Annotated in this window: 18 protein-coding genes and 1 tRNA gene; 15 read left to right on the top strand and 4 right to left on the bottom strand. The window is 67.1% G+C overall.

The genetic code is table 11. The features are described 5' to 3' along the window. The gene (locus CVO77_RS05135; protein ID WP_105998184.1) at positions 1 to 2,028 is read right to left on the bottom strand and encodes a lytic transglycosylase domain-containing protein; all 2,028 of its coding nucleotides are present in this window, start codon (positions 2,026 to 2,028) and stop codon (positions 1 to 3) included. A gap of 100 nt (positions 2,029 to 2,128) precedes the next feature. On the opposite strand from CVO77_RS05135, the gene dapA reads away from it, so the two are divergent. The 12 genes from dapA (at position 2,129) to CVO77_RS05075 (ending at position 15,772) form a co-directional block, all read left to right on the top strand. After that, the gene (gene dapA, locus CVO77_RS05130) at positions 2,129 to 3,004 is read left to right on the top strand and encodes a 4-hydroxy-tetrahydrodipicolinate synthase (protein WP_105998183.1); all 876 of its coding nucleotides are present in this window, start codon (positions 2,129 to 2,131) and stop codon (positions 3,002 to 3,004) included. 10 nt (positions 3,005 to 3,014) lie between these two features. After that, on the top strand, positions 3,015 to 3,500 hold the full coding sequence (smpB, locus tag CVO77_RS05125) for an SsrA-binding protein SmpB (RefSeq protein WP_105998182.1): 486 nt from the start codon (positions 3,015 to 3,017) through the stop codon (positions 3,498 to 3,500). A 32-nt stretch (positions 3,501 to 3,532) separates the two neighbouring features. Beyond that, positions 3,533 to 4,120: a DUF2062 domain-containing protein gene (locus CVO77_RS05120; protein WP_338061533.1), complete on the top strand. Its 588-nt coding sequence runs from the start codon at positions 3,533 to 3,535 to the stop codon at positions 4,118 to 4,120. A 95-nt stretch (positions 4,121 to 4,215) separates the two neighbouring features. Continuing rightward, positions 4,216 to 6,288 carry a M13 family metallopeptidase gene (locus CVO77_RS05115; protein WP_192878869.1) on the top strand — a complete coding sequence of 691 codons (2,073 nt, stop codon included), beginning with the start codon at positions 4,216 to 4,218 and terminating at the stop codon, positions 6,286 to 6,288. 107 nt (positions 6,289 to 6,395) lie between these two features. Then, positions 6,396 to 8,756 (top strand): hybrid sensor histidine kinase/response regulator, encoded by a 2,361-nt coding sequence (locus CVO77_RS05110; RefSeq protein WP_106000653.1) that lies wholly within the window; start codon positions 6,396 to 6,398, stop codon positions 8,754 to 8,756. Beyond that, positions 8,749 to 9,099 (top strand): response regulator, encoded by a 351-nt coding sequence (locus CVO77_RS05105; RefSeq protein WP_106000654.1) that lies wholly within the window; start codon positions 8,749 to 8,751, stop codon positions 9,097 to 9,099. Before CVO77_RS05110 ends, CVO77_RS05105 begins: the two co-directional genes overlap by 8 nt. Before the next feature lie 136 nt (positions 9,100 to 9,235). Then, positions 9,236 to 10,315 (top strand): recombinase RecA, encoded by a 1,080-nt coding sequence (gene recA / locus CVO77_RS05100; RefSeq protein ID WP_105998180.1) that lies wholly within the window; start codon positions 9,236 to 9,238, stop codon positions 10,313 to 10,315. Positions 10,316 to 10,523: 208 nt separating this feature from the next. Next, positions 10,524 to 11,339 (top strand): agmatinase, encoded by an 816-nt coding sequence (speB, locus tag CVO77_RS05095; protein ID WP_105998179.1) that lies wholly within the window; start codon positions 10,524 to 10,526, stop codon positions 11,337 to 11,339. A 12-nt stretch (positions 11,340 to 11,351) separates the two neighbouring features. Continuing rightward, on the top strand, positions 11,352 to 11,978 hold the full coding sequence (locus tag CVO77_RS05090) for a glutathione S-transferase family protein (RefSeq protein ID WP_105998178.1): 627 nt from the start codon (positions 11,352 to 11,354) through the stop codon (positions 11,976 to 11,978). Further along, entirely contained in the window at positions 11,968 to 12,570 is a 603-nt protein-coding gene (locus CVO77_RS05085; RefSeq protein ID WP_192878868.1) for a hypothetical protein, read from the top strand. Before CVO77_RS05090 ends, CVO77_RS05085 begins: the two co-directional genes overlap by 11 nt. Positions 12,571 to 12,644: 74 nt before the next feature. Then, the gene (gene alaS / locus CVO77_RS05080; protein ID WP_105998177.1) at positions 12,645 to 15,302 is read left to right on the top strand and encodes an alanine--tRNA ligase; all 2,658 of its coding nucleotides are present in this window, start codon (positions 12,645 to 12,647) and stop codon (positions 15,300 to 15,302) included. Beyond that, the gene (locus CVO77_RS05075) at positions 15,299 to 15,772 is read left to right on the top strand and encodes an SRPBCC family protein (RefSeq protein ID WP_105998176.1); all 474 of its coding nucleotides are present in this window, start codon (positions 15,299 to 15,301) and stop codon (positions 15,770 to 15,772) included. Before alaS ends, CVO77_RS05075 begins: the two co-directional genes overlap by 4 nt. Positions 15,773 to 15,993: 221 nt before the next feature. Here the strand turns inward: CVO77_RS05075 and CVO77_RS05070 are convergent, their stop codons facing one another. Further along, a complete protein-coding gene (locus tag CVO77_RS05070) occupies positions 15,994 to 16,407 on the bottom strand; it encodes a holin family protein (RefSeq protein WP_105998175.1) in 414 nt (137 codons plus the stop codon). Between the two features lie 61 nt (positions 16,408 to 16,468). Next, positions 16,469 to 17,038, bottom strand: a complete 570-nt coding sequence (locus CVO77_RS05065) for a glycoside hydrolase family 108 protein (RefSeq protein ID WP_105998174.1) — start codon at positions 17,036 to 17,038, stop codon at positions 16,469 to 16,471. A 71-nt stretch (positions 17,039 to 17,109) separates the two neighbouring features. Between CVO77_RS05065 and CVO77_RS05060 the strand changes: the two genes are divergently transcribed. Next, complete coding sequence (locus CVO77_RS05060; protein ID WP_105998173.1) at positions 17,110 to 18,087, top strand: NADPH:quinone oxidoreductase family protein; 978 nt, start codon at positions 17,110 to 17,112, stop codon at positions 18,085 to 18,087. Between the two features lie 96 nt (positions 18,088 to 18,183). Further along, the gene (locus CVO77_RS05055) at positions 18,184 to 18,525 is read left to right on the top strand and encodes an EF-hand domain-containing protein (protein WP_105998172.1); all 342 of its coding nucleotides are present in this window, start codon (positions 18,184 to 18,186) and stop codon (positions 18,523 to 18,525) included. Positions 18,526 to 18,629: 104 nt separating this feature from the next. On the opposite strand, the gene CVO77_RS05050 is transcribed toward CVO77_RS05055, so the two are convergent. Continuing rightward, a tRNA-Pro gene (locus CVO77_RS05050) sits at positions 18,630 to 18,706 on the bottom strand. A 428-nt stretch (positions 18,707 to 19,134) separates the two neighbouring features. On the opposite strand from CVO77_RS05050, the gene yajC reads away from it, so the two are divergent. After that, positions 19,135 to 19,464 carry a preprotein translocase subunit YajC gene (gene yajC, locus CVO77_RS05045; protein ID WP_105998171.1) on the top strand — a complete coding sequence of 110 codons (330 nt, stop codon included), beginning with the start codon at positions 19,135 to 19,137 and terminating at the stop codon, positions 19,462 to 19,464. Positions 19,465 to 19,487 lie beyond the last annotated feature (23 nt).

Genomic DNA, 19,487 nt, shown 5'->3' with positions numbered 1-19,487 from the left:
CTAGCCCGGATTGCGCTTGCCGAGGTAAAAGCTCAGCGGCGCCTTGGGCAGCGTCCGCCCCTCGCGCAGCGTGTCGTAGACGACGGCGTTTTCGAGCACGCGCTGGACATAGTTGCGCGTCTCGAAAATCGGGATCGCCTCGATCCAATCGACCATGTCGATGCCGCCGCCGCGCGGATCGCCATTGGCGCGCAGCCATTTGTTCACATTGCCCGGCCCGGCATTATAGGCCGCGACCGCGAGCGGATAGCTGCCGCCGAAATAGCGCAGCATCTGCTGGAAATAGGTCGAGCCGAGCGTGAGGTTGTAATTGGTGTCGCTGGTCAGCGAACCCGCGTCATAGCTGAGGCCAAGCTTGCCCGCGACTTCGCGCGCGGTGCCGGGCATGAGCTGCATCATGCCGCGCGCGCCGGCATGGCTGATCGCCTGGCGGTCGAACTGGCTTTCCTGCCGCGTGATCGCGTGGATGAAGGTCCAATTGCCCTCGTGGCCCGCGGGGACGCGCACGGTCGGGAAGCCCGATACCTCGACCGCGTCGAGGCTGTTCGCCTGCGCGCTGCGGCCGATCATCACGCCCAGGTCGGGGCGGCCGATCGACGAGGCGAGCTGGCCCGCGAGGACATGATCGGCGGGCGAGGTTGCGCGCTGCGCCAGCGCGCGCAGGAATTGCGACTGCTCGCGCCACGCGCCGATCTCCCCCAGCGCGCGCGCGGCGCGCACCAGCCGGTTGTCGTCGAACGCCCGGCGCTGCTCGCTGCTGACCTGAATGGTCGGGTCTTGCGGCGGCTTGGGCTGCGGCCGGCCGAGCCGTTCGAGCGAAAGCTGGCCGTAGAATTGGTCATAATGCTGCGCGGCGTCGTTGAAATAGCGGTTCGCGGTGTCGCGGTCGCCGGCGGCGAGCGCGGCGCGCCCGGCCCAATAAAAGCCCTTGGTCCGCGTCTGCGCCGAGCGCGCGGCTTCGCCATAGGCGGCATAGAGCCGCACCGCCTCGCCGGGACGACCGAGACTCTTGAAGGCGAGCTGGCCGGCGAGCCAGGCGAGCGAGGTATAATCGTCGCGCACGCCGAGCGGCTCCTCGCGGATCACCACGCCCGGCGCGAAACTGTCGCCGATCTGCTTGGCGATATCATAGGCGACGCGCTTGTCGCCCGCCGCGTCGGCCTGGCGCGCGTTGGTGAGCAAGGTCTCGATCCATTCCTCGGCATCGGTCGGCGCCTTGGCGAGCGCGCGCGGCGCAGCGAGCAGCTCGCGCGCCTCGCCGACGCGGCCCGCCTTGCGCAGCCAGGTCGCCTTGGCGGTGATATAGCCGGGATCGGTGCGGGTGAGCGACGGATTGGCGCTTTCGACCGCCGCTGCCTGCAGCGCGGCATCGACCGCGCCGCTGCGCATCGCGAGGCGCGCCGCGAACGCCGCGCGCTTGTCGGGCGAGACATAGGGAAGCTGGCGGCCCGCCGCGATCGTCGAGTTCGACCATAGCAGCCGGTCCATGCGCGCGTCATGATCGGCGAGGCTGAACACGCCGGGGAACAGGCTGAGCGCCCGGCTCACTTCCATCTCGTCGACAATGCCGCCGGTCCAGGCGCGCCGCGCCGCGGCATTGGCGTCGTCGCGGCGGCCCGATGCCTTGAGCGCGAGCGCATAGCGCAGTTCGCCGCTGGGGGTGCGCGGCGGATAGGCCTGGAAGAAAGCGAGCGTGCGCTGCGGGTCATAGCTGTCGAGCGCGATCGCCTTTTCGGCGCGCACGCGCAGCTTGTCGGCGTCGGGCCAGTCGCGGTTCGCCATCAGGAACCGCGAGAGCTGGTCGAAGGAGGCGGTGTTGGTCGCGGTCAGCCGCCGCCACTCCATCACCGCATCGCCGACCGAACTGGTCGAGGGCGGCGGGCCCGACTGGGCGGCCAGGCCCATCTGCGCGCGATACCAGGCCATTTGTTCGGGGGTAAGCTCGCTGGCATGAGCGATCGTGGGAAAGAGAAGGGCGGCGGCGAGCGCCAGACGGGAAATGCGGGTCAGCGAAATCATGCCGGGCATCTTAGTTGCAAACTCCTTGCGGGGCGCTGAATAGGCGTCCAATAGCGAGCGCGCTCCGATCTTCTATCGGTCGAGCGGAGTCCTTGTAAAGGAGCAGAGCATGTTTTCGGGGTCGATTCCCGCCTTGGTGACGCCATTTCGCGACGGTGCGTTCGACGCGCCGGCGTTCAAACGGCTCGTCGAATGGCAGATCGACGAAGGAACGAGCGCGCTCGTGCCGTGCGGCACCACCGGCGAGAGCCCGACCTTGGGCTTCGACGAACATTATCGGGTCATCGACGCCTGCATCGAGGCGGCGGCGGGGCGCGTGCCGGTGATCGCCGGCTGCGGGTCGAACGACACCGCGACCGCGATCCGCCACATGCGCCATGCAGAGGCGGCGGGGGCGACTGCGGCGCTGGTCGTCGCGCCCTATTACAACCGGCCGACGCAGGACGGGCTGCTTGCGCATTTCGAGGCGCTGGCCGAGGCGAGCGACCTGCCGATCGTCGTCTACAATGTTCCCAGCCGCACGGTCACCGACATCAGCGCCGAGACGATGTGTCGGCTCGCCGAAATCCCCTCGATCGTCGCGATCAAGGATGCGAGCGGCGATCTGGCGCGCGTCACCGTCCACCGTGCGGGGGCGGGCGGCGATTTCTGCCAGCTCAGCGGCAATGACGATCTGTGGCTGCCGCACGCCGTTCTCGGCGGGGCGGGGTGCATTTCGGTCACCGCCAATGTCGCGCCGCGCCTGTGCGCCGATTTCGCCGCGGCGTGCGCGCGGGGCGACTGGACCGGGGCGCTCATGCTCCACGACCGGCTGTTCGCGCTGCACAAGGCGATGTTCTCCGACGCATCGCCCGGCCCGGTCAAATATGCGCTGTCGCGCGTCCACGACTGGTTTTCGCCCGAAGTGCGCCTACCTATCATCCCGGCGTCCGAGGCATCGCGCAAGGCCGTCGATGCCGCATTGGTCGCGGCCGGAGTTCTCTAGGTTCAATCGCATGGCCCGTCCGCAGTCCGTAGCCGAATTCGACAAGAAGAAGGTCGTCGCCGAGAACCGGCGCGCACGCTTTGACTTTGCCATCGAACAGGTGTTCGAGGCCGGGATCGCCTTGCAGGGGACCGAAGTCAAATCGCTGCGCTTTGGCGAGGGGACGATCGCCGAAAGTTATGCCGAGGTGAAGGGCAATGAGGTGTGGCTGATCAACAGCAACATCCCCGAATTCAGCCACGGCAACCGTCACAACCATGAACCCAAAAGGCCGCGCAAGCTGTTGCTCAACGGGCGCGAGATCAACAAGATGCACGCCGGGGTGATGCGGCAGGGGATGACGCTCGTCCCGCTGTCGGTCTATTTCAACAGCCGGGGCCGCGCCAAGGTCGAACTGGCGCTCGCCAAGGGCAAGAAGGCGCACGACAAGCGCGAGTCGATCAAGGAACGCGACTGGAAGCGCGACAAGCAGCGCCTGATGAAAGAACGCGGATGAGCGGGGGGCGGCCACAGGATAAAGCGGTCCTGATGAACTGGATCCGCAAGAACTCGCCGACGCGCGAGGAATTGCTGGAAAGCCGCTTCGTCAAACCCTTTGCGCACCGCGTCGCGCACAGCCATTTGTGGCGTTTCAGCCGGACCTCGGTGCGGCGCGGGACGGCGCTTGGGCTGTTCGTCGGCATTTTCTTCCTGATCCCCGGCGTCCAGATTTTGGGTGTCGCGCTGCTCGCGCTGCCGTTCCGCGCCAATATCCCGATCGGCGCGGCGATGACCTTTTTGTCGAACCCGGTGACGACGCCGTTCATCCTCGCCGCGTCGGTCTGGCTCGGCAATGTCCTGTTCGGGATGCACACCAATGTGTCGGGCCTTTATGCGCTCTACGAAAGATCGGCCTCGCTTTCCGACTGGTGGCAATGGTTCACCGCCAATGCCGGACCGGCGCTGCTCGGCGGGCTGGGGGGGCTGTTCGTGATTTCGGCGGTTTCGGCGATCGTCGGCTATATCCTCGCCTCGCTCATCTGGGACAATTGGATTCGCCTGCGCTGGCGGCGCAAGATTCGCCGCGCGCGCGACCAACGACATGAGCCATCGACGAGCGACACCGCCGCCGGTTGAACCGCGGCGGCCCGCGCGCCTATACTGATCGCATCGCAAGATCGCGCCGCCCCGGTTTCGCGGCGCGCTTTTCGCATATCTATCTGGGGAACATCATGACTTTGAACCTGTCTTCGCGCCTGATGGCGACCGCCGCGCTTGGCGCGATGCTGATGGCGACTGCGCCCGCTTTTGCTCAGGGCGCGGCCGCCCCGGCACCCGCAGCCCCCATCTCCGCGACCGACGCCGCCGCCAAGCCTGAAATCGGCGATTTCGGCTTCGACCTTTCGGGCATGGACAAGAGCGTCCAGCCCGGCGACGATTTCTACGCCTATGCCAATGGCACCTGGGCGAAGGACACCGCGATCCCGGCCGACAAGTCGAACTATGGCATGTTCACCGCGCTCGCCGACCTGTCGCAGAAGCGCACGCAGGAAATCCTCGAAGCCGCCAAGGGCGACCCGAACAGCATGATCGGCCGCGCCTATGCCTCCTATCTCGATTCGGCGGCGGTCGAGGCGAAGGGCCTGGCCCCGATCGAGCCTTGGCTGAACAAGATCCGCGCCGTCGACAAGGCGGGGCTTCCCGCGCTGCTCGCCGAGGCCGACCGCAGCGGCGTGTCGCATTTCTTCGGCGGCTATGTCGGGCAGGATGACAAGAATCCCGACGTCTATATCTATACCATGTTCCAGGGCGGCATCGGCATGCCCGACCGCGACTTCTATCTGAAGGACGGCGAGCGCAATGTGAAGTTGCAGGCGGCCTATCTCAAGCATCTGGAGAATGTGCTGACGCTGGCGGGCGAAAAGGATGCCGCGGCGCGCGCGCAGGCGATCTATGCCTTTGAAAAACAGGTCGCGACCGTCCATTGGGACAAGAACGACAGCAGCGACGCGACCAAGGTCTATAACAAGATGACGGTCGCCGACCTTGCCAAGGCCGCGCCCGGCTTTGACTGGGCCACCTTCATTCGCGGCGTCGGCGTCAACGAGGATGCGATCCTCGTTGCCCAGCCGAGCGCGCTGACCGGCGAGGCCAAGCTGATCGCCGACGCGCCGATCGGCGTGCTGCGCGACGCGCTGCTCGTCCGCAGCCTCGACGGCTTTTCGAGCGTGCTGCCCGATGCGGTCGCCGAGGAAGCCTTCTCCTTCTATGGCACCGCGTTGTCGGGCACGCCGCAGATGCAGGAACGCTGGAAGCGCGCGGTCGATTTCACCACCAACAATCTGGGGGAAGCGGTCGGCCAGGATTATGTCGCGAAATATTTCCCGCCCGAAACCAAGGCGGCGATGGATGTACTGGTGAAGAATGTCCTCGCCGCGCTCGACACCCGCATCGGCAAGCTGAGCTGGATGCAGCCCGAGACCAAGGTGAAGGCAAAGAAGAAGCTCGCCAATTTCACGACCAAGATCGGCTATCCCGACCGCTGGAAGGATTATGGCAAGCTGGAGATCAAGGCCGACGATCTGTTCGGCAATGCGCTGCGTTCGAACCAGTTCGCCCACGACGACAATATCAGCCGCCTCGGCGGGCCGATCCGCCGTTGGGAGTGGGGGATGACCCCGATGGAGGTCAACGCCTACGCCAATTTCGGGATGAACGAGATCGTCTTCCCCGCCGCGATCCTGCAACCGCCCTTTTTCGATCCCAAGGCCGACGCGGCGATCAACTATGGCGGCATCGGCGCCGTCATCGGCCATGAGGTCAGCCATCATTTCGACGATCAGGGCGCGAAATATGACGAGACTGGCAAGCTCGCCGACTGGTGGACCCCCGCCGACGTCAAGGCGTTCGAGGCCGCGGGCAAGGCGCTCGTCGCGCAATATGACGCTTATGAAGTGCTGCCCGGCGAACATATCGACGGCACCTTCACGCTGGGTGAGAATATCGGCGATCTCGCCGGGCTGACGATCGCCTATGACGCCTACAAAAAATCGCTCGGCGGCAAGGAAGCGCCGGTGATCGACGGGCTGACCGGCGACCAGCGCTTCTTCCTCGGCTGGGCGCAGGTGTGGCGGCGCAACTATCGCGAGCAGAATCTGGCGCAGCGCATCACGACCGATCCGCATTCGCCGTCGATTCAGCGGGCTTGGGTCTCGCGCAACCTTGACCCCTGGTATAAGGCCTATAACGTCAAGGACGGCCAGAAGCTCTATCTGGCGCCGAAGGATCGCGTCCGCATCTGGTGATGCGCCAACAGGAAAGTTAGTCATTGACCGCGCAAAGCCTGCCCGCTGCTGATGGAGATTTCAGCCGGGGGGCCGGTTCCGCGGGGCCGCTTTCCGCGCGCGCGTCGCTGTCGCGCGTCGATCTTGCCCTGGTTGGCGGCCTCGCGCTGCTGTCGGTCGCGCTGCTGTTCTGGGCGACGGGCAGCGGCGCGCTTGCCGCGGGGTTCCTCGCCGGGATTGCGATCGCGGTCGCCGGCATCCTGCTCGTGCGCCGGCTGTTTCCCGCCTCGGCCGGCGGCGAGGCCGCGCTGCCCGACTGGACGATGCTGCGCGCGGCGGTCAATCACGACGATGTCGCGATCGCGGTGACCGACCGCGGGGGGCGGCTCGTCTGCGCCAACGACCTGTTCGCGACCTGGATGGGCGGGTTCGTGACCCCGCCGGGGCTGCCGCTCGACGGGCGCGGCGGCGAGCTTCTGAAAAACGCCGGGCGCGCCGCGTGGCGCGACGGCGAGGGGCATGTCGACGATATCGCGGTCGGGCCGCTGCAATTGCAGGCGCAGGTGACGCGGACCGGGCAGGCCGAGGATTATCTCGTCTGGCGCTTTGCCGCGCTCGAACGGCTCGATCTCGCGAACGAAGTGATGCGTCATCTCGACGGACCGGCGGGCCGCACGCTGGGGCAGGCGGGGATCATGGCGGCGCTGGTCAGCGCCGAGGGGCGGCTGCGCACCGCCAACCCGGCTTTCCTGCTGCGCGCGTTCGACGAAAGCGACCAGGCGCATTATGCCGGGCGCGACGTCGCCGCGATGCTGCGGCTCGACGATGCGGGCACGCTCACTTTCGCGCGCGAGGGCGATCGCGCGACGCCGGTGCGGATGCTCCAGATTCCGCTGGCGCCCGCCGACGGCCATGGGCCGTTGCTGCTCGCGATGCTCGACGAGGAAATGGGCCCCGCCGACCGCGGCACCGCGCAAACCTATGTCGAGACCTTGCTGTCGCTGCTGCCCTTCGGGCTGGCACTGGTCGATCGCGACGGTCGCTTCCTGTACATGAACCGCGCTTTCATCCGCGCCGCGGGCATCGGCGCGAACCGGACGCCGCGCTATCCCGGCGACCTGGTCGTCGGTGAGGACAAGGGGCCGCTCGCCGACATGATCCGCCGCCACAGCAGCGGGCAGCAAGTCGGCGGCGACCTGTCGATCCGGCTGATCGGGCAGGGCGACGACCCGGTGTCGATGCGCGTCGTCGGGGTGCGCGGGCTCGGCGAGGCGGCGGTGCTGCTCAGCCTCAAGGATTCGAGCGAGGAGTCGCGGCTGAAGCGCCAGGTCGCGCAGGCGTCGAAGATGCAGGCGGTCGGCCAGCTCGCGGGCGGCGTCGCGCATGATTTCAACAATATATTGACCGCGGTGCTCGGCGCCTGCGACCTGATGCTGATGCGCCACACGCCCGGCGACAGCGACTATGACGATATCCAGCAGATCCGCAGCAACGCCAATCGCGCCGCCAGCCTGACGCGGCAATTGCTCGCCTTCTCGCGCCAGCAGACGCTGCGCCCGCAGATCTTGCAACTCCCCGATGTGATCTCTGAGGTCTCGCATCTGCTCAAGCGGCTGATCGGCGACACCATTCAGCTTATCGTGCACCATGGCCGCGGCCTGGGCGCGGTGCGCGCCGATCCGGGGCAGCTCGAACAGGTGATCATCAACCTCGCGGTCAACGCGCGCGACGCGATGGCGGGCGCCGGCACGCTGACGATCGAGACCTATCCGGTGTCGGCGGCCGACGTGCGCCAGATGGGCAATGAGTTCATGCCCCCCGCCGATTACAGCGCGCTCAAGGTCAGCGACACCGGCAGCGGTATTCCCGCCGACGTGCTGCCCAAGATTTTCGAGCCCTTTTTCACGACCAAGGACGTCGGCAAGGGGACCGGGCTTGGCCTGTCGACCGTCTATGGCATCATCAAGCAGTCGGCGGGCTTCATCTTTGCCGACAGCCGGCCGGGCGAGACCAGCTTCACCATCTACCTCCCCGTCCACCGCGCCGACCATGACGTCCCCGCGGTGCCCGCGCCGCCGGCGAAGCCCAAGAAGAGCCAGTGGGGCACCGGCACGATCCTGCTCGTCGAGGATGAGGATATGGTGCGCGCGGTCGCGGAACGCGCGCTGACCCGTGCGGGTTATAGCGTCGTCACCGCCTCGCAGGGCGAGGAAGGGCTGGAGCGCTTCGCCGGGATGGAAAAAATCGACCTGATCGTCAGCGACGTCGTGATGCCGACGATGGACGGCCCGGCGATGGTGCGCGCGATGCGCGCGAAGCGGCCGACGCTGCCCATATTGTTCATGTCGGGCTATGCCGAGGAGCAGCTCCGCCAGTCGATCGATATCGCCGACGTCGCTTTCCTGCCCAAACCCTTTTCGGTCGCGCAACTGGCCGAGGCGGTGTCGGCGGCGCTCGACGATGCGGCGCATCGGGCGGGCCGTGGCTGAGGCATCGCGCATCCTGCTCGTCGAGGATGACGTGCTGATCGGCATGATGCTGGCCGACATGTTCGACGCGCTCGGCCTGCCCGAACCCGCGCAGGCGACGACGAACGACGAAGCGCTGGCGATCATCGCCGCCGAATCGATCGGCGGCGCGCTGATCGACATCAACCTTGGCGATGAAAAGGGCTGGCCGGTCGCCGACGCGCTCGCCGCGCGCGACATTCCTTTTGCCTTCACCTCGGGCGGCGGCGACATGATCCCTCCGGCGCACGCGCACCGGCGGCTGGTGACCAAGCCGTTCCGCCTGACCGACATCGAGGCGGCGATCGCGGAGTTCGGGGCCTGACCCATACGCCGCCCCCGCCTTCGCTGAGGCGGCGAACTATTTTTGTTCCCCTCTTGTTCCACGAGAACAAATGTGGCACATGGGGTCCGGCGTTGCGATGCTTCCGCGGTCGCTCTAGAGCAGGAAAGGACGGCAAATGGCCGGACAATTGTCACTCGTCGAATCGGGGAAATCAGTGAACGGAACGGACAGACAGAAGGCGCTCGACGCTGCGCTCGCGCAGATCGATCGCGCGTTCGGCAAGGGCTCGGTGATGAAGCTGGGCTCGAAGGAAGCGATGCAGGTGGAGGCGGTGTCGACCGGCTCGCTCGGGCTCGACATCGCGCTTGGCGTCGGCGGCCTGCCGCGCGGCCGCGTCATCGAAATCTATGGCCCCGAAAGCTCGGGCAAGACGACGCTGGCGCTGCATTGCATCGCCGAGGCGCAGAAGATGGGCGGCACCGCCGCCTTCGTCGACGCCGAACATGCGCTCGATCCGGGTTATGCGAAAAAGCTGGGGGTCGATATCGACGAACTGATCGTGTCGCAGCCCGACACCGGCGAGCAGGCGCTCGAGATCGTCGATACGCTGGTGCGATCGAACGCGATCGACGTGCTCGTCATCGACTCGGTCGCCGCGCTGGTGCCGCGCGCCGAGATTGAGGGCGAGATGGGCGACAGCCATGTCGGGCTTCAGGCGCGCCTGATGTCGCAGAGCCTGCGCAAGCTGACCGGCTCGATCAGCCGTTCGCGCTGCATGGTGATCTTCATCAACCAGCTCCGCATGAAGATCGGCGTGATGTACGGCAATCCCGAAACCACGACCGGCGGCAACGCGCTCAAATTCTACGCTTCGGTCCGTCTCGACATCCGCCGTACCGGCCAGATCAAGAATGGCGACGAGATCGTCGGCAACACGACGCGCGTCAAGGTCGTCAAGAACAAGGTCGCGCCGCCGTTCAAGCAGGTCGAATTCGACATCATGTACGGTCAGGGCATCTCCAAGATCGGCGAGATCCTCGATCTGGGCGTCAAGGCCGGCATCGTGGAGAAATCGGGTGCCTGGTTCAGCTATGATTCGATCCGCATCGGACAGGGCCGCGAAAATTCCAAGACCTTCCTCAAGGAAAATCCGGAACTGATGGAGCGGCTCGAAGCTGCGATCCGCAGCCGGACCGACGCGGTGGCCGAAGAGATGATGGCCGGTCCCGACGACGACGGCGGCACCGACGCCTGATCATAACCGATTGCCATCCCGGCCGGTTTCGCGCTCCTGTGGAATCGGTCGGCCGACGGCGGCGGGCCTCGCAGCCTCCTTGCGGCTGCATCGCACCTGCACATGTCCCTCTCCTGCAGGTTGGCCCGCCCGCCGTTGAACCATCCAGCCTTTGCGCACGGCGCCCGTTGCGCCTTGCGCGGGTCATGGCAGAGGTTACAAGCGGCGCATGCCCGCGATCCGTCTTTTCGGCCTGCCCACTGATATCAACAGCAGCTTTGAACGCGGCGCGGCGGCTGGTCCCGCGGCGATCCGCGCGGCGTTGTGGAGCGATCGCGGCAATCTCGCCAGCGAACTCGGGCCGGAGATCGGCGTCGATATCGCCTTCACCGACGACGGCGATCTGCCGCTCGCCGAAGACACGCCGCGTGACGATGCGGCGATCCGCCGCCATGTCGCGATGCTGCACGAGGACGGCGAGGTGCCGCTCGCGCTCGGCGGCGACCATGCGGTGACCGTTCCGCTCGTCGAGGCGGCGGCGACCTGTTGCGGGCCGCTGACCATTCTCCACATCGACGCGCACCCTGATCTCTACGATGATTTCGGCGGCAATCCGCGCAGCCACGCCTCGCCCTTTGCGCGCATCTGCGAGGCCGGCCATGCCGCGCGGCTCGTCCAGGTCGGTATCCGCACGCTGAATGATCATTGCCGCGCGCAGGCGAAACGCTTTGGAGTCGAGATCGTCCCGATGGCCGGTTTCACACCCGATGCGGTGCCGGTGCTGGACGGCCCGCTCTATATCTCGATCGACCTCGACGGGCTCGACCCGTCGGCGGCGCCCGGCGTCGCGCATCCCGAGCCCGGCGGACTGACGGTGCGCGAACTGCTCGCGCTGCTCCACAAGCAGACCGCGCCGATCGTCGGCGCCGACATCGTCGAATGCCATCCCGGCCGCGACGTCGGCGGCGTCACCGCGATTCTCGGCGCCAAGCTGGTGCGCGAGCTCGCGGCGCTGATCGACCGCAACGGCCCCTGGAAACCCTGAAAGGATCGCGTGATGAGCCTGATCGTCCACCATCTCAACAACAGCCGGTCACAGCGCATATTGTGGCTGCTCGAGGAAATCGGCGCGCCCTATGAGGTGAAATATTACGACCGCGACCCGGTGACCAACCTCGCGCCGCCCGACCTGCTTGCGGTGCATCCGCTCGGCAAGTCGCCGGTGATCGAGGATGACGGGAGGGTGATCACCGAATCGGGGGCGATCACCGAATATCTGTGCGAGCGCCATGGCGGCGGCGCTCTCGTCCCCGAACACGGGACCGACGATCATGTCCGCCACCTCGAATGGATGCACTTCGCCGAGGGGTCGGCGATGACGCCGATCCTGCTGCGTATCTATACCGCGCGGCTCGGCGCGGCGGCGGCGGCGATCGAGCCGCGCATCGCGCAGCAGCTCGATTCGCATTTTTCCTATATGGAAAGCCGGGTGAGCGACGCGGGGCATTTCATCGGTTCGGACCTGTCGGCGGCCGACGTGATGCTGAGCTTTCCCGCCGAGGTCGCGATCATGCAGGGCATGGCGCCGCGCTATCCGAAGCTCGCCAATTTCGTCAATGCCTGCCACGACCGCCCCGCATGGCGCCGCGCGCGCGACAAGGGCGGCGCTTATTATGGCTATTGACCGCCGCAGGGCCGTCGCCGCGGTGATGGCGGCGGCGGCGCTGTTGCTTATGGGCGTCCCGGTCGCGCTCGCCGCGCCGCCGACAGTCGGGCCCGAAGTCGAGCGCAACATCGTCGTGCCCGACGGCGCGAGTTTCAAGCCGACCGCGGCCGATGAAGAGGGCGCGATCGACCGGTTCGCCGCTTACACGCTGGCGCTGGCACGGCGCGATTTCGCCGCCGCCTATGCGATGCTGCGCCTGTCGTTCCAGGCGTCGAACCCGCGGCTCGAATGGGAGATGAACCAGCGCAAGCGCGCGACGCTGTGGGCCGACGGCCAGATCCGCATCCTGCGGCTGAGCTGGTATCCCGACCCCGCGGGACAACCGGCGGGCCTTTACGCCGCCTTTGATTTTCGCGGCGACCGCCAGGATGGGACGATGGATTGCGGCTATGTCGTCGTCCACCGCGCCGACCCCGCCAGCAGCTTCACCGTCGTGCGCATCGACACGTCCGAAGTGCCGCCGCAACTGATCGAGGAGGGCGTGCCCAAGGCCGACGTGCTGCGCCAGCTTCCCTGCTATCTGGGCAAGGGGATTGCGACGGCTTTCTAAGCCGCAACAGGCCTCGACCGAAGGCGCAATGGAATCACCTTGTCGCATCGAACCAAAATCCCTAATTCGCGGCCATGACCTCGACCAACGACCTTCGCCGCTCTTTCCTCGATTATTTCGGGGAGGCGGGACATCATATCGAACCTTCGGCGCCGCTGGTGCCGTATAACGACCCGACGTTGATGTTCGTCAACGCGGGCATGGTGCCGTTCAAGAATGTCTTCACGGGGCTGGAGAAGCGCCCCTACAGCACCGCGACCTCGTCGCAGAAATGCGTGCGCGCGGGCGGCAAGCACAATGATCTCGACAATGTCGGCTATACCGCGCGGCATCATACTTTCTTTGAAATGCTGGGGAATTTCTCCTTCGGCGATTATTTCAAGGAACAGGCGATCACCCACGCCTGGACGCTGCTCACCAAGGATTGGGGGCTGCCGGCGGAGAAGCTGACCGCGACGGTCTATCACACCGACGACGAAGCGTTCGACCTGTGGCGCAAGATTTCGGGGCTGCCCGAGGAGCGCATCATCCGCATCCCGACCAGCGACAATTTCTGGTCGATGGGCGACACCGGGCCGTGCGGGCCGTGCAGCGAAATCTTCTATGACCATGGCGACCATATCTGGGGCGGTCCGCCGGGATCGCCGGAGGAAGACGGCGACCGCTTCGTCGAAATCTGGAACCTGGTGTTCATGCAATATGACCAGTTGCCGGGCGGCGAGCGCGTCGACCTGCCGCGGCCGAGCATCGACACCGGCATGGGGCTGGAGCGCGTCGCGGCGGTGATGCAGGGCGTCCACGACAATTACGACACCGACACGTTCAAGGCGCTGATCGCGGCGTCGGTCGACCTGACCGGCGTTCCGGCCGCGGGGGCGACCCAGGCGAGCCACCGCGTCATCGCCGACCATCTGCGCGCGTCGAGCTTCCTCGTCGCCGATGGGGTGCTGCCGTCGAACGAAGGGCGCGGCTATGTGCTGCGCCGGATCATGCGCCGCGCGATGCGCCACGCGCACCTGCTCGGCGCCAAAGACCCGCTGATGCACCGGCTGCTGCCGTCGCTGACCGCCGAGATGGGCGCCGCCTATCCCGAGCTGATCCGCGCCCAGCCGCTGATCGCCGAGACGCTGGAGCGTGAGGAAGCCAAGTTCCGCCAGACGCTCGACAAGGGGCTGCGGCTGCTCGACGAGGCGACGGTCGGCATGGGCAAGGGCGACACGCTGGCCGGCGAGGTCGCGTTCAAGCTCTACGACACCTTTGGTTTTCCCTATGACCTGACCGAGGACGCTCTGCGGGCGAACGACATCGCGGTCGATCGCGCGGGCTTTGACGCGGCGATGGCGCAGCAGAAGGCGGCGGCGCGCGCGGCGTGGAAGGGCAGCGGCGACCGGGCGTCGGACGAAATCTGGTTCGACCTTGCCGAAGCGAACGGCAGCACCGAATTCACCGGCTACACCTCGACCGCGGGCGAGGCGACCGTCATCGGTCTGGTCAAGGACGGCAAGCCGGTCGACGAAGCCACGGCGGGCGACGAGGTCGTCGTGCTGACCAACCAGACGCCCTTTTATGGCGAGAGCGGCGGTCAGATGGGCGATGCGGGGACGATCGCGACGCTGGAGGGCGCGAAGGCGGTCGTCGGCGACACCGGCAAGCCGCTCGGGCGCCTGCACACGCATCAGGCGAAGCTCGAGGCCGGAACGCTGAAGGTCGGCGATACGGTGCAGCTCACCATCGACGCCGCGCGGCGCGACCGGATTCGCGCCAACCACAGCGCGACGCATTTGCTCCACGCGGCGCTGCGGGGCCGGCTCGGCGGCCATGTGACGCAGAAGGGCAGCCTGGTTGCCGAGGACCGTTTCCGCTTCGACTTTTCGCACCCCAAGGCGCTGACCGCGGACGAGATCGCGCAGGTCGAGGCCGATGTGAACGCGCAGATTCGTGCCAACGAGCCGGTATCGACGCGGCTGATGACTCCCGACGACGCGATCGCGGCGGGCGCGATGGCGCTGTTCGGGGAGAAATATGGCGACGAGGTGCGCGTGCTCAGCATGGGGCGTGCCGACGACCATAGCTATTCGGTCGAGCTGTGCGGCGGGACGCATGTCCGCGCGCTTGGCGATATCGCCTTGTTCAAGATCGTCGGCGAAAGCGCGGTCTCGTCGGGCGTGCGGCGCATCGAGGCGCTGACCGGCGAGGCGGCGCGCCAATGGCTGAACGGCCGCGACGAGGCGCTGAAGAGCGCGGCGGCGGCGCTCAAGACTTCGCCCGACGAGGTGCCGGCGCGGGTCGCCGCGCTCGCCGAGCAGCTCAAAAAGGCCGAGCGCGAGCTTGCGGACGCGAAAAAGGCGCTGGCGCTTGGTGGTGCTGGGGGTGGCGCGAGCGGCGCGGCGGCCGGACCGGCAGTGGAGCAGGTCGGCGACACGGCGTTCCTCGCGCAGGTCGTCGAAGGGCTCGACCCCAAGGAATTGCGCGGCACCGTCGATGGCCTGAAAAAGCAGGTCGGCAGCGGGGTCGCGATGCTCGTCGCGGTCAACGACGGGCGCGCGTCGGTCGCGGTCGGCGTGACCGACGATGTCGCCCAGCAGCATAGTGCGGTCGACCTCGTCAAGGCGGCGGTCGCGGCGCTTGGCGGGCAGGGCGGCGGCGGGCGGCCCGACATGGCGCAGGGCGGCGGGCCTGACGGCGGCGCGGCCGATGCGGCGGTCGCGGCGGTCAAAGCCGCGCTCGCTTGAAACCGACCAGGAAGACGCGGCGCACCGACCATGCCGAGCGGCTGATCGCGGCGCCGCTTCCCGATGTTTTCGCGGCGTTCACCAGCGCCGCGAAGCTGGCGCGCTGGCTGCCGCCCGAGGGCGCGACCGGCGCATTCGAGCATGTCGATCTGCGAGCCGGGGGCGGCTTTCGGCTGCGGCTGACGTTCGACGATGCCGATGTCGAGACCAAGAGCGACGACGACAGCGATAGGATCGAGGTGCAGATCCCGACCCTCGACGACGGGCGGCTGATCGTCTGGGAGGTCGCGTTCGTGTCCGACGATCCGCGCTTTTCGGGGACGATGGCGATGCACTGGTATCTGTCGCGCCAGAGCGGCGGCACGCTGGTCACGATCGACGCACATCATGTGCCGCCGGGGATTTCGGCGAAGGATCATCAGGCGGGGCTGAATTCGTCGCTCGCGAATCTGGCGACGGTGGTGGAATAGGATTCGCGCGGAGAGCGCAGAAGATTTGGTTCACGCGGAGACGCGGAGAAAAAGAAAGGGCGGCAAAGCCGCCAATCTCCTAAACCTCCGCGTCTCCGCGTCTCCGCGTGAACATTAGGAAAAGCCGCCGCCCCCGGCCCATCCGATGCCAGTTCAAAATAGCTCCGTTTGGCGATGGGCACCCGCTTTCGCGGGTGACCACGGCCATTTTGGCGACGCTTTCAGCCGCTCACCCCTTTCGCCTGTCCCCAGGCCCGTGCGGCGGTGTAGCCGAGATAGCCGGTCCCGAAGAGCGCGTAGAGCGGTTCGGGAATGCCCGCGAGATAGGCATTCATGCCCTCGGCGATGCTCCTTGCCATGGCGGGGCGCGCGGCGGCGATCAGGCCCATCGGGATCGCCCACAGCAGCAGCGCATACATGACATAGAGGAAGCTCGGCCGCGCGCGGCTGGTCCAGGGGTCGGTGCTGTTCGCCTCGGCGACGATCGCGGTCATCCGCGTCCGAATCGCGTCCATTTCCTGGCTGCCCTCCAATTTGAGCAGTTCGAGCTTGGCGCGGTCGCGCGCTTCGGGGTCGGGGATGATCTTGTCGATCAGCTTGGCGATGGGGCCGATCAGGCCTTCGATGATGCTCATGGCAATGCTCCTACAGGTTCAAAGTTCAGGGAAGTTCAGCCCAATGGCGCGCGGTGAGGCATCAGCCGTCGCCGATGCGGTTCGCCAGCCAGCCGTAGAGGAAGGCTTCCTGGCTCGGGCGGCGTTCGGCGAGGGCGATGTAGCGTTCGCCCTGCAGCGCCTCCATCGCGCGCAGCAGCACGGTCTCGCCGCCCCGGCCGCGCGCCTTCAACAGGCCGTCGAGCGCCGACAGGGTGCGCGGACCGATGGCGCGGTCGACCGCGATGTCGGGATAATCGCGCGCGGCGCGGTTGAGCGCGTTGAGCGCGCGCTGGAGAAAGCCCGTGGCGGTGCCGGTGCCCATGTTGACGCCGGTGTCGAAGAGTTCGGCGGCGATTTTGGGGGCGCGTAGCGCGACCCGGTCGAAGGCGGGGCGCAGCCAATAAACGCTGCGATAGATGGAGGCCGCCGCAGTGCGCGGCAGCTCGCGCATCGCGCCGTCATAGCCCTGCGCCCGCGCGACCGCTTCGCTGATTCCCCAGCAGGTCGGGCCGCCGCGATCGGCGGGGTGGTTTACATATCGGCCTTCGCGGTCGATGACGGCGTCGATCAGCGCGTCGGCGTCGGCGGTCAACGGATCGGGTCGTGGCATGATTCGCTCCTGTGGTTTGTTCAATTTCTAAAACGAACCATATTGGGATATTGTAGGAAAGGCTTTTCTCGATGCGGGCTTTGCAGGTGCGCGACCTTTTGCCCGATCATGCGGGCGCGATGCTGGTCGAACTGGCGGTGCCCGAGCCGGGGCCGGGCGAGGTGCGGGTGCGGGTGCGCGCCGCCGCGGTGAATTTCCCCGACCTGTTGATGACGCGCGGCGCCTATCAGTTGAAGCCCGACCTGCCCTTCGTGTCGGGGCTCGAATTTTCGGGCGAGGTCGATGCGGTGGGCGAGGGAGTCACCGGCTGGCGCGCCGGCGACGCGGTGGTCGGCGGCAATCGGTTTGGCGCGATGGCCGAATATGCGGTGGTCCCGGCCGCGGCGCTGCGTGCCAAGCCCGCGGCGCTCGGCTGGGACGAAGCGGCGGCCTATCCGGTCGCCTATCTCACCGCTTATGTCGCGCTCGTCCGCTGCGCGCGGATCGAGCCGGGCGAAACCTTGCTCGTCCATGGCGCGGCGGGCGGCGTCGGGCTGGCCGCGGTCGATCTTGGCCGGGCGCTCGGCGCGCGGGTGATCGCGGCGGCGAGCAGCGCGGCCAAGCGCGACGCGGTCGCCAGCGCCTATGCCCCCGATGCGGTGATCGCGGCCGAACCCGGTTTCCGCGAGGAAGTGAAGGCGCTGACCGGGGGCCAGGGCGCCGATGTGATCTTCGATCCCGTCGGCGGCGACATCTTCGACGAATCGACGCGCTGCATCGCGTTCGGCGGTCGCCTGCTGGTGATCGGCTTTGCGTCGGGACGCATCCCCGAGGTTTCGGTGAATAGGCCGCTGATCAAGGGCTTTTCGGTCGTCGGCGTGCGCGCGGGCGAATATGGCCGCCGCTTTCCGGCGCGCGGCGCGGAAAATGTCGCGGCGATCGACGCGCTCGCGGCGGCGGGCCGGATCCGGCCGCACGTCCACGCCGCGCTCGACCTTGCCGACTGGCGTCGGGGGTTCGCGATGCTCGAACGCCGCGAGGTGGTGGGGAAGGTCGTGCTGCGGCCGTGACGGGCCGAAGGCCGCTGCCATAGTTTTGCGACATTCGCGCCCCCATGTCCGCGCCGGGGTGCCCGGCGCTCTCGCCGAACAAACAAAGGATGGACTATGAAGACATGGACGATGATCGCCGCCGCGTTCGGGGTGGCGATGCCCGTCGCCGCGAGCGCGCAGCCGCCGCACGACGGCGGCCGCATGTTCGCGATGATGGACGGCAATGGCGACGGCAAGCTCGACAAGGCCGAGATTACCAAAATGGCCCAGATGCGCGCCGAGCGGCAGGGCGATCCGTCGCTGGCCTCGCCCGAAAGGATCGATGCCTTCTTCAAGCATCTCGACGCCAATGGCGACGGCTTCATCGACAAGGGCGAAATGGAATCGATGCGCAAGGCCCGCGCCGCCCCGCCGCCGCAGGACGACCCGCAAGACGCGCCCGACGACGCGAGCTGAACCGGACGGGGCGGCGTTTCCCTGGGGAATGCCGCCTCAGCCCGGCACGCGCGACCGCGAGGCCCGTCTGCACGGTGCCGTCGCCTTGATGCTATGGATCAAATTGGTCGGGACGAGAGGATTCGAACCTCCGACCCCCACACCCCCAGTGTGATGCGCTACCAGGCTGCGCTACGTCCCGACCGGCCCGATTGGGCAGGCGAGGCCCCTAGCGCGGCTTGGCGGGGGATGCAAGCGGCGGAGGCAGCAGCCGAGCAGATTTTCGGCGTCGTCGCGAGGAGCCCCGGACTTGATCCGGGGCGACGCGGCCATCGAGGGGCGGCGCTCCACCGCTCTGGATGGCTTCGCTGCGCTCGCCAGGACGAGCCGACGGTCGTCGTCCTCTTCGCAGCCAGCGCCTCTGCGTCCATATCCTTGCCATACCAGCCATCGCGCCGCCCACGCCTTGATCTGTCCCCCCGCCTCCCCATGTCTGCCTCGCCTGCAAGGGGAGGGCGCGCGCAGCGAGCGGTTGCGTCGCATTTCCCCGCGTGATAGGCGCCGCGCCATTATTTGCGCGCCCGTTCCCGGGGGGAGGGGGTGATGCTGCACACAGAAAGTCTTTCATTCATGTCGACCAATCTGCTTCTGACCCAGGCGGCTGGCTCCGCGGGCGGAGTTGCCGGTTTCATCATGCTGGTGCCCTATCTGCTGATCTTCGTCGTTTTCTGGTTCTTCCTGATCCGCCCGCAGCAGGTGCGGATGAAGGAACATCGCGCCAAGGTCGCGGCGGTGAAGCCGCGCGACCAGGTGGTGACCGGCGGCGGCATCGTCGGCAAGGTGACGCGCGTCGATGATGATTTCGCCGACATCGAGATCGCGCAGGGCGTGAAGATCAAGGTGGTGAAGTCGACCATCTCCGACGTCCTGCAGCCCGGCGCGAAACCCGCGAACGACTGATGCCCCGGCGCCGCCGGCGGCGG

Source organism: Sphingopyxis lindanitolerans (assembly GCF_002993885.1).
In the GTDB taxonomy this organism is placed as follows: Bacteria; Pseudomonadota; Alphaproteobacteria; order Sphingomonadales; family Sphingomonadaceae; genus Sphingopyxis; species Sphingopyxis lindanitolerans.
The sequence above is the reverse complement of the archived record's forward strand: the minus strand, read 5'-3'. Positions and strand labels throughout refer to the sequence as shown.

Coding starts and splice junctions, on each gene's coding strand:
- yajC (WP_105998171.1), top strand. CDS start 19,135: ATGTCGACCAATCTGCTTCTGACCCAGGCGGCTGGCTCCGCGGGCGGA.
- CVO77_RS05115 (WP_192878869.1), top strand. CDS start 4,216: ATGACTTTGAACCTGTCTTCGCGCCTGATGGCGACCGCCGCGCTTGGC.
- CVO77_RS05120 (WP_338061533.1), top strand. CDS start 3,533: ATGAACTGGATCCGCAAGAACTCGCCGACGCGCGAGGAATTGCTGGAA.
- smpB (WP_105998182.1), top strand. CDS start 3,015: ATGGCCCGTCCGCAGTCCGTAGCCGAATTCGACAAGAAGAAGGTCGTC.
- CVO77_RS05085 (WP_192878868.1), top strand. CDS start 11,968: ATGGCTATTGACCGCCGCAGGGCCGTCGCCGCGGTGATGGCGGCGGCG.
- speB (WP_105998179.1), top strand. CDS start 10,524: ATGCCCGCGATCCGTCTTTTCGGCCTGCCCACTGATATCAACAGCAGC.
- CVO77_RS05055 (WP_105998172.1), top strand. CDS start 18,184: ATGAAGACATGGACGATGATCGCCGCCGCGTTCGGGGTGGCGATGCCC.
- alaS (WP_105998177.1), top strand. CDS start 12,645: ATGACCTCGACCAACGACCTTCGCCGCTCTTTCCTCGATTATTTCGGG.
- CVO77_RS05060 (WP_105998173.1), top strand. CDS start 17,110: ATGCGGGCTTTGCAGGTGCGCGACCTTTTGCCCGATCATGCGGGCGCG.
- dapA (WP_105998183.1), top strand. CDS start 2,129: ATGTTTTCGGGGTCGATTCCCGCCTTGGTGACGCCATTTCGCGACGGT.
- CVO77_RS05090 (WP_105998178.1), top strand. CDS start 11,352: ATGAGCCTGATCGTCCACCATCTCAACAACAGCCGGTCACAGCGCATA.
- CVO77_RS05065 (WP_105998174.1), bottom strand. CDS start 17,038: ATGCCACGACCCGATCCGTTGACCGCCGACGCCGACGCGCTGATCGAC.
- CVO77_RS05070 (WP_105998175.1), bottom strand. CDS start 16,407: ATGAGCATCATCGAAGGCCTGATCGGCCCCATCGCCAAGCTGATCGAC.
- CVO77_RS05135 (WP_105998184.1), bottom strand. CDS start 2,028: ATGCCCGGCATGATTTCGCTGACCCGCATTTCCCGTCTGGCGCTCGCC.
- recA (WP_105998180.1), top strand. CDS start 9,236: ATGGCCGGACAATTGTCACTCGTCGAATCGGGGAAATCAGTGAACGGA.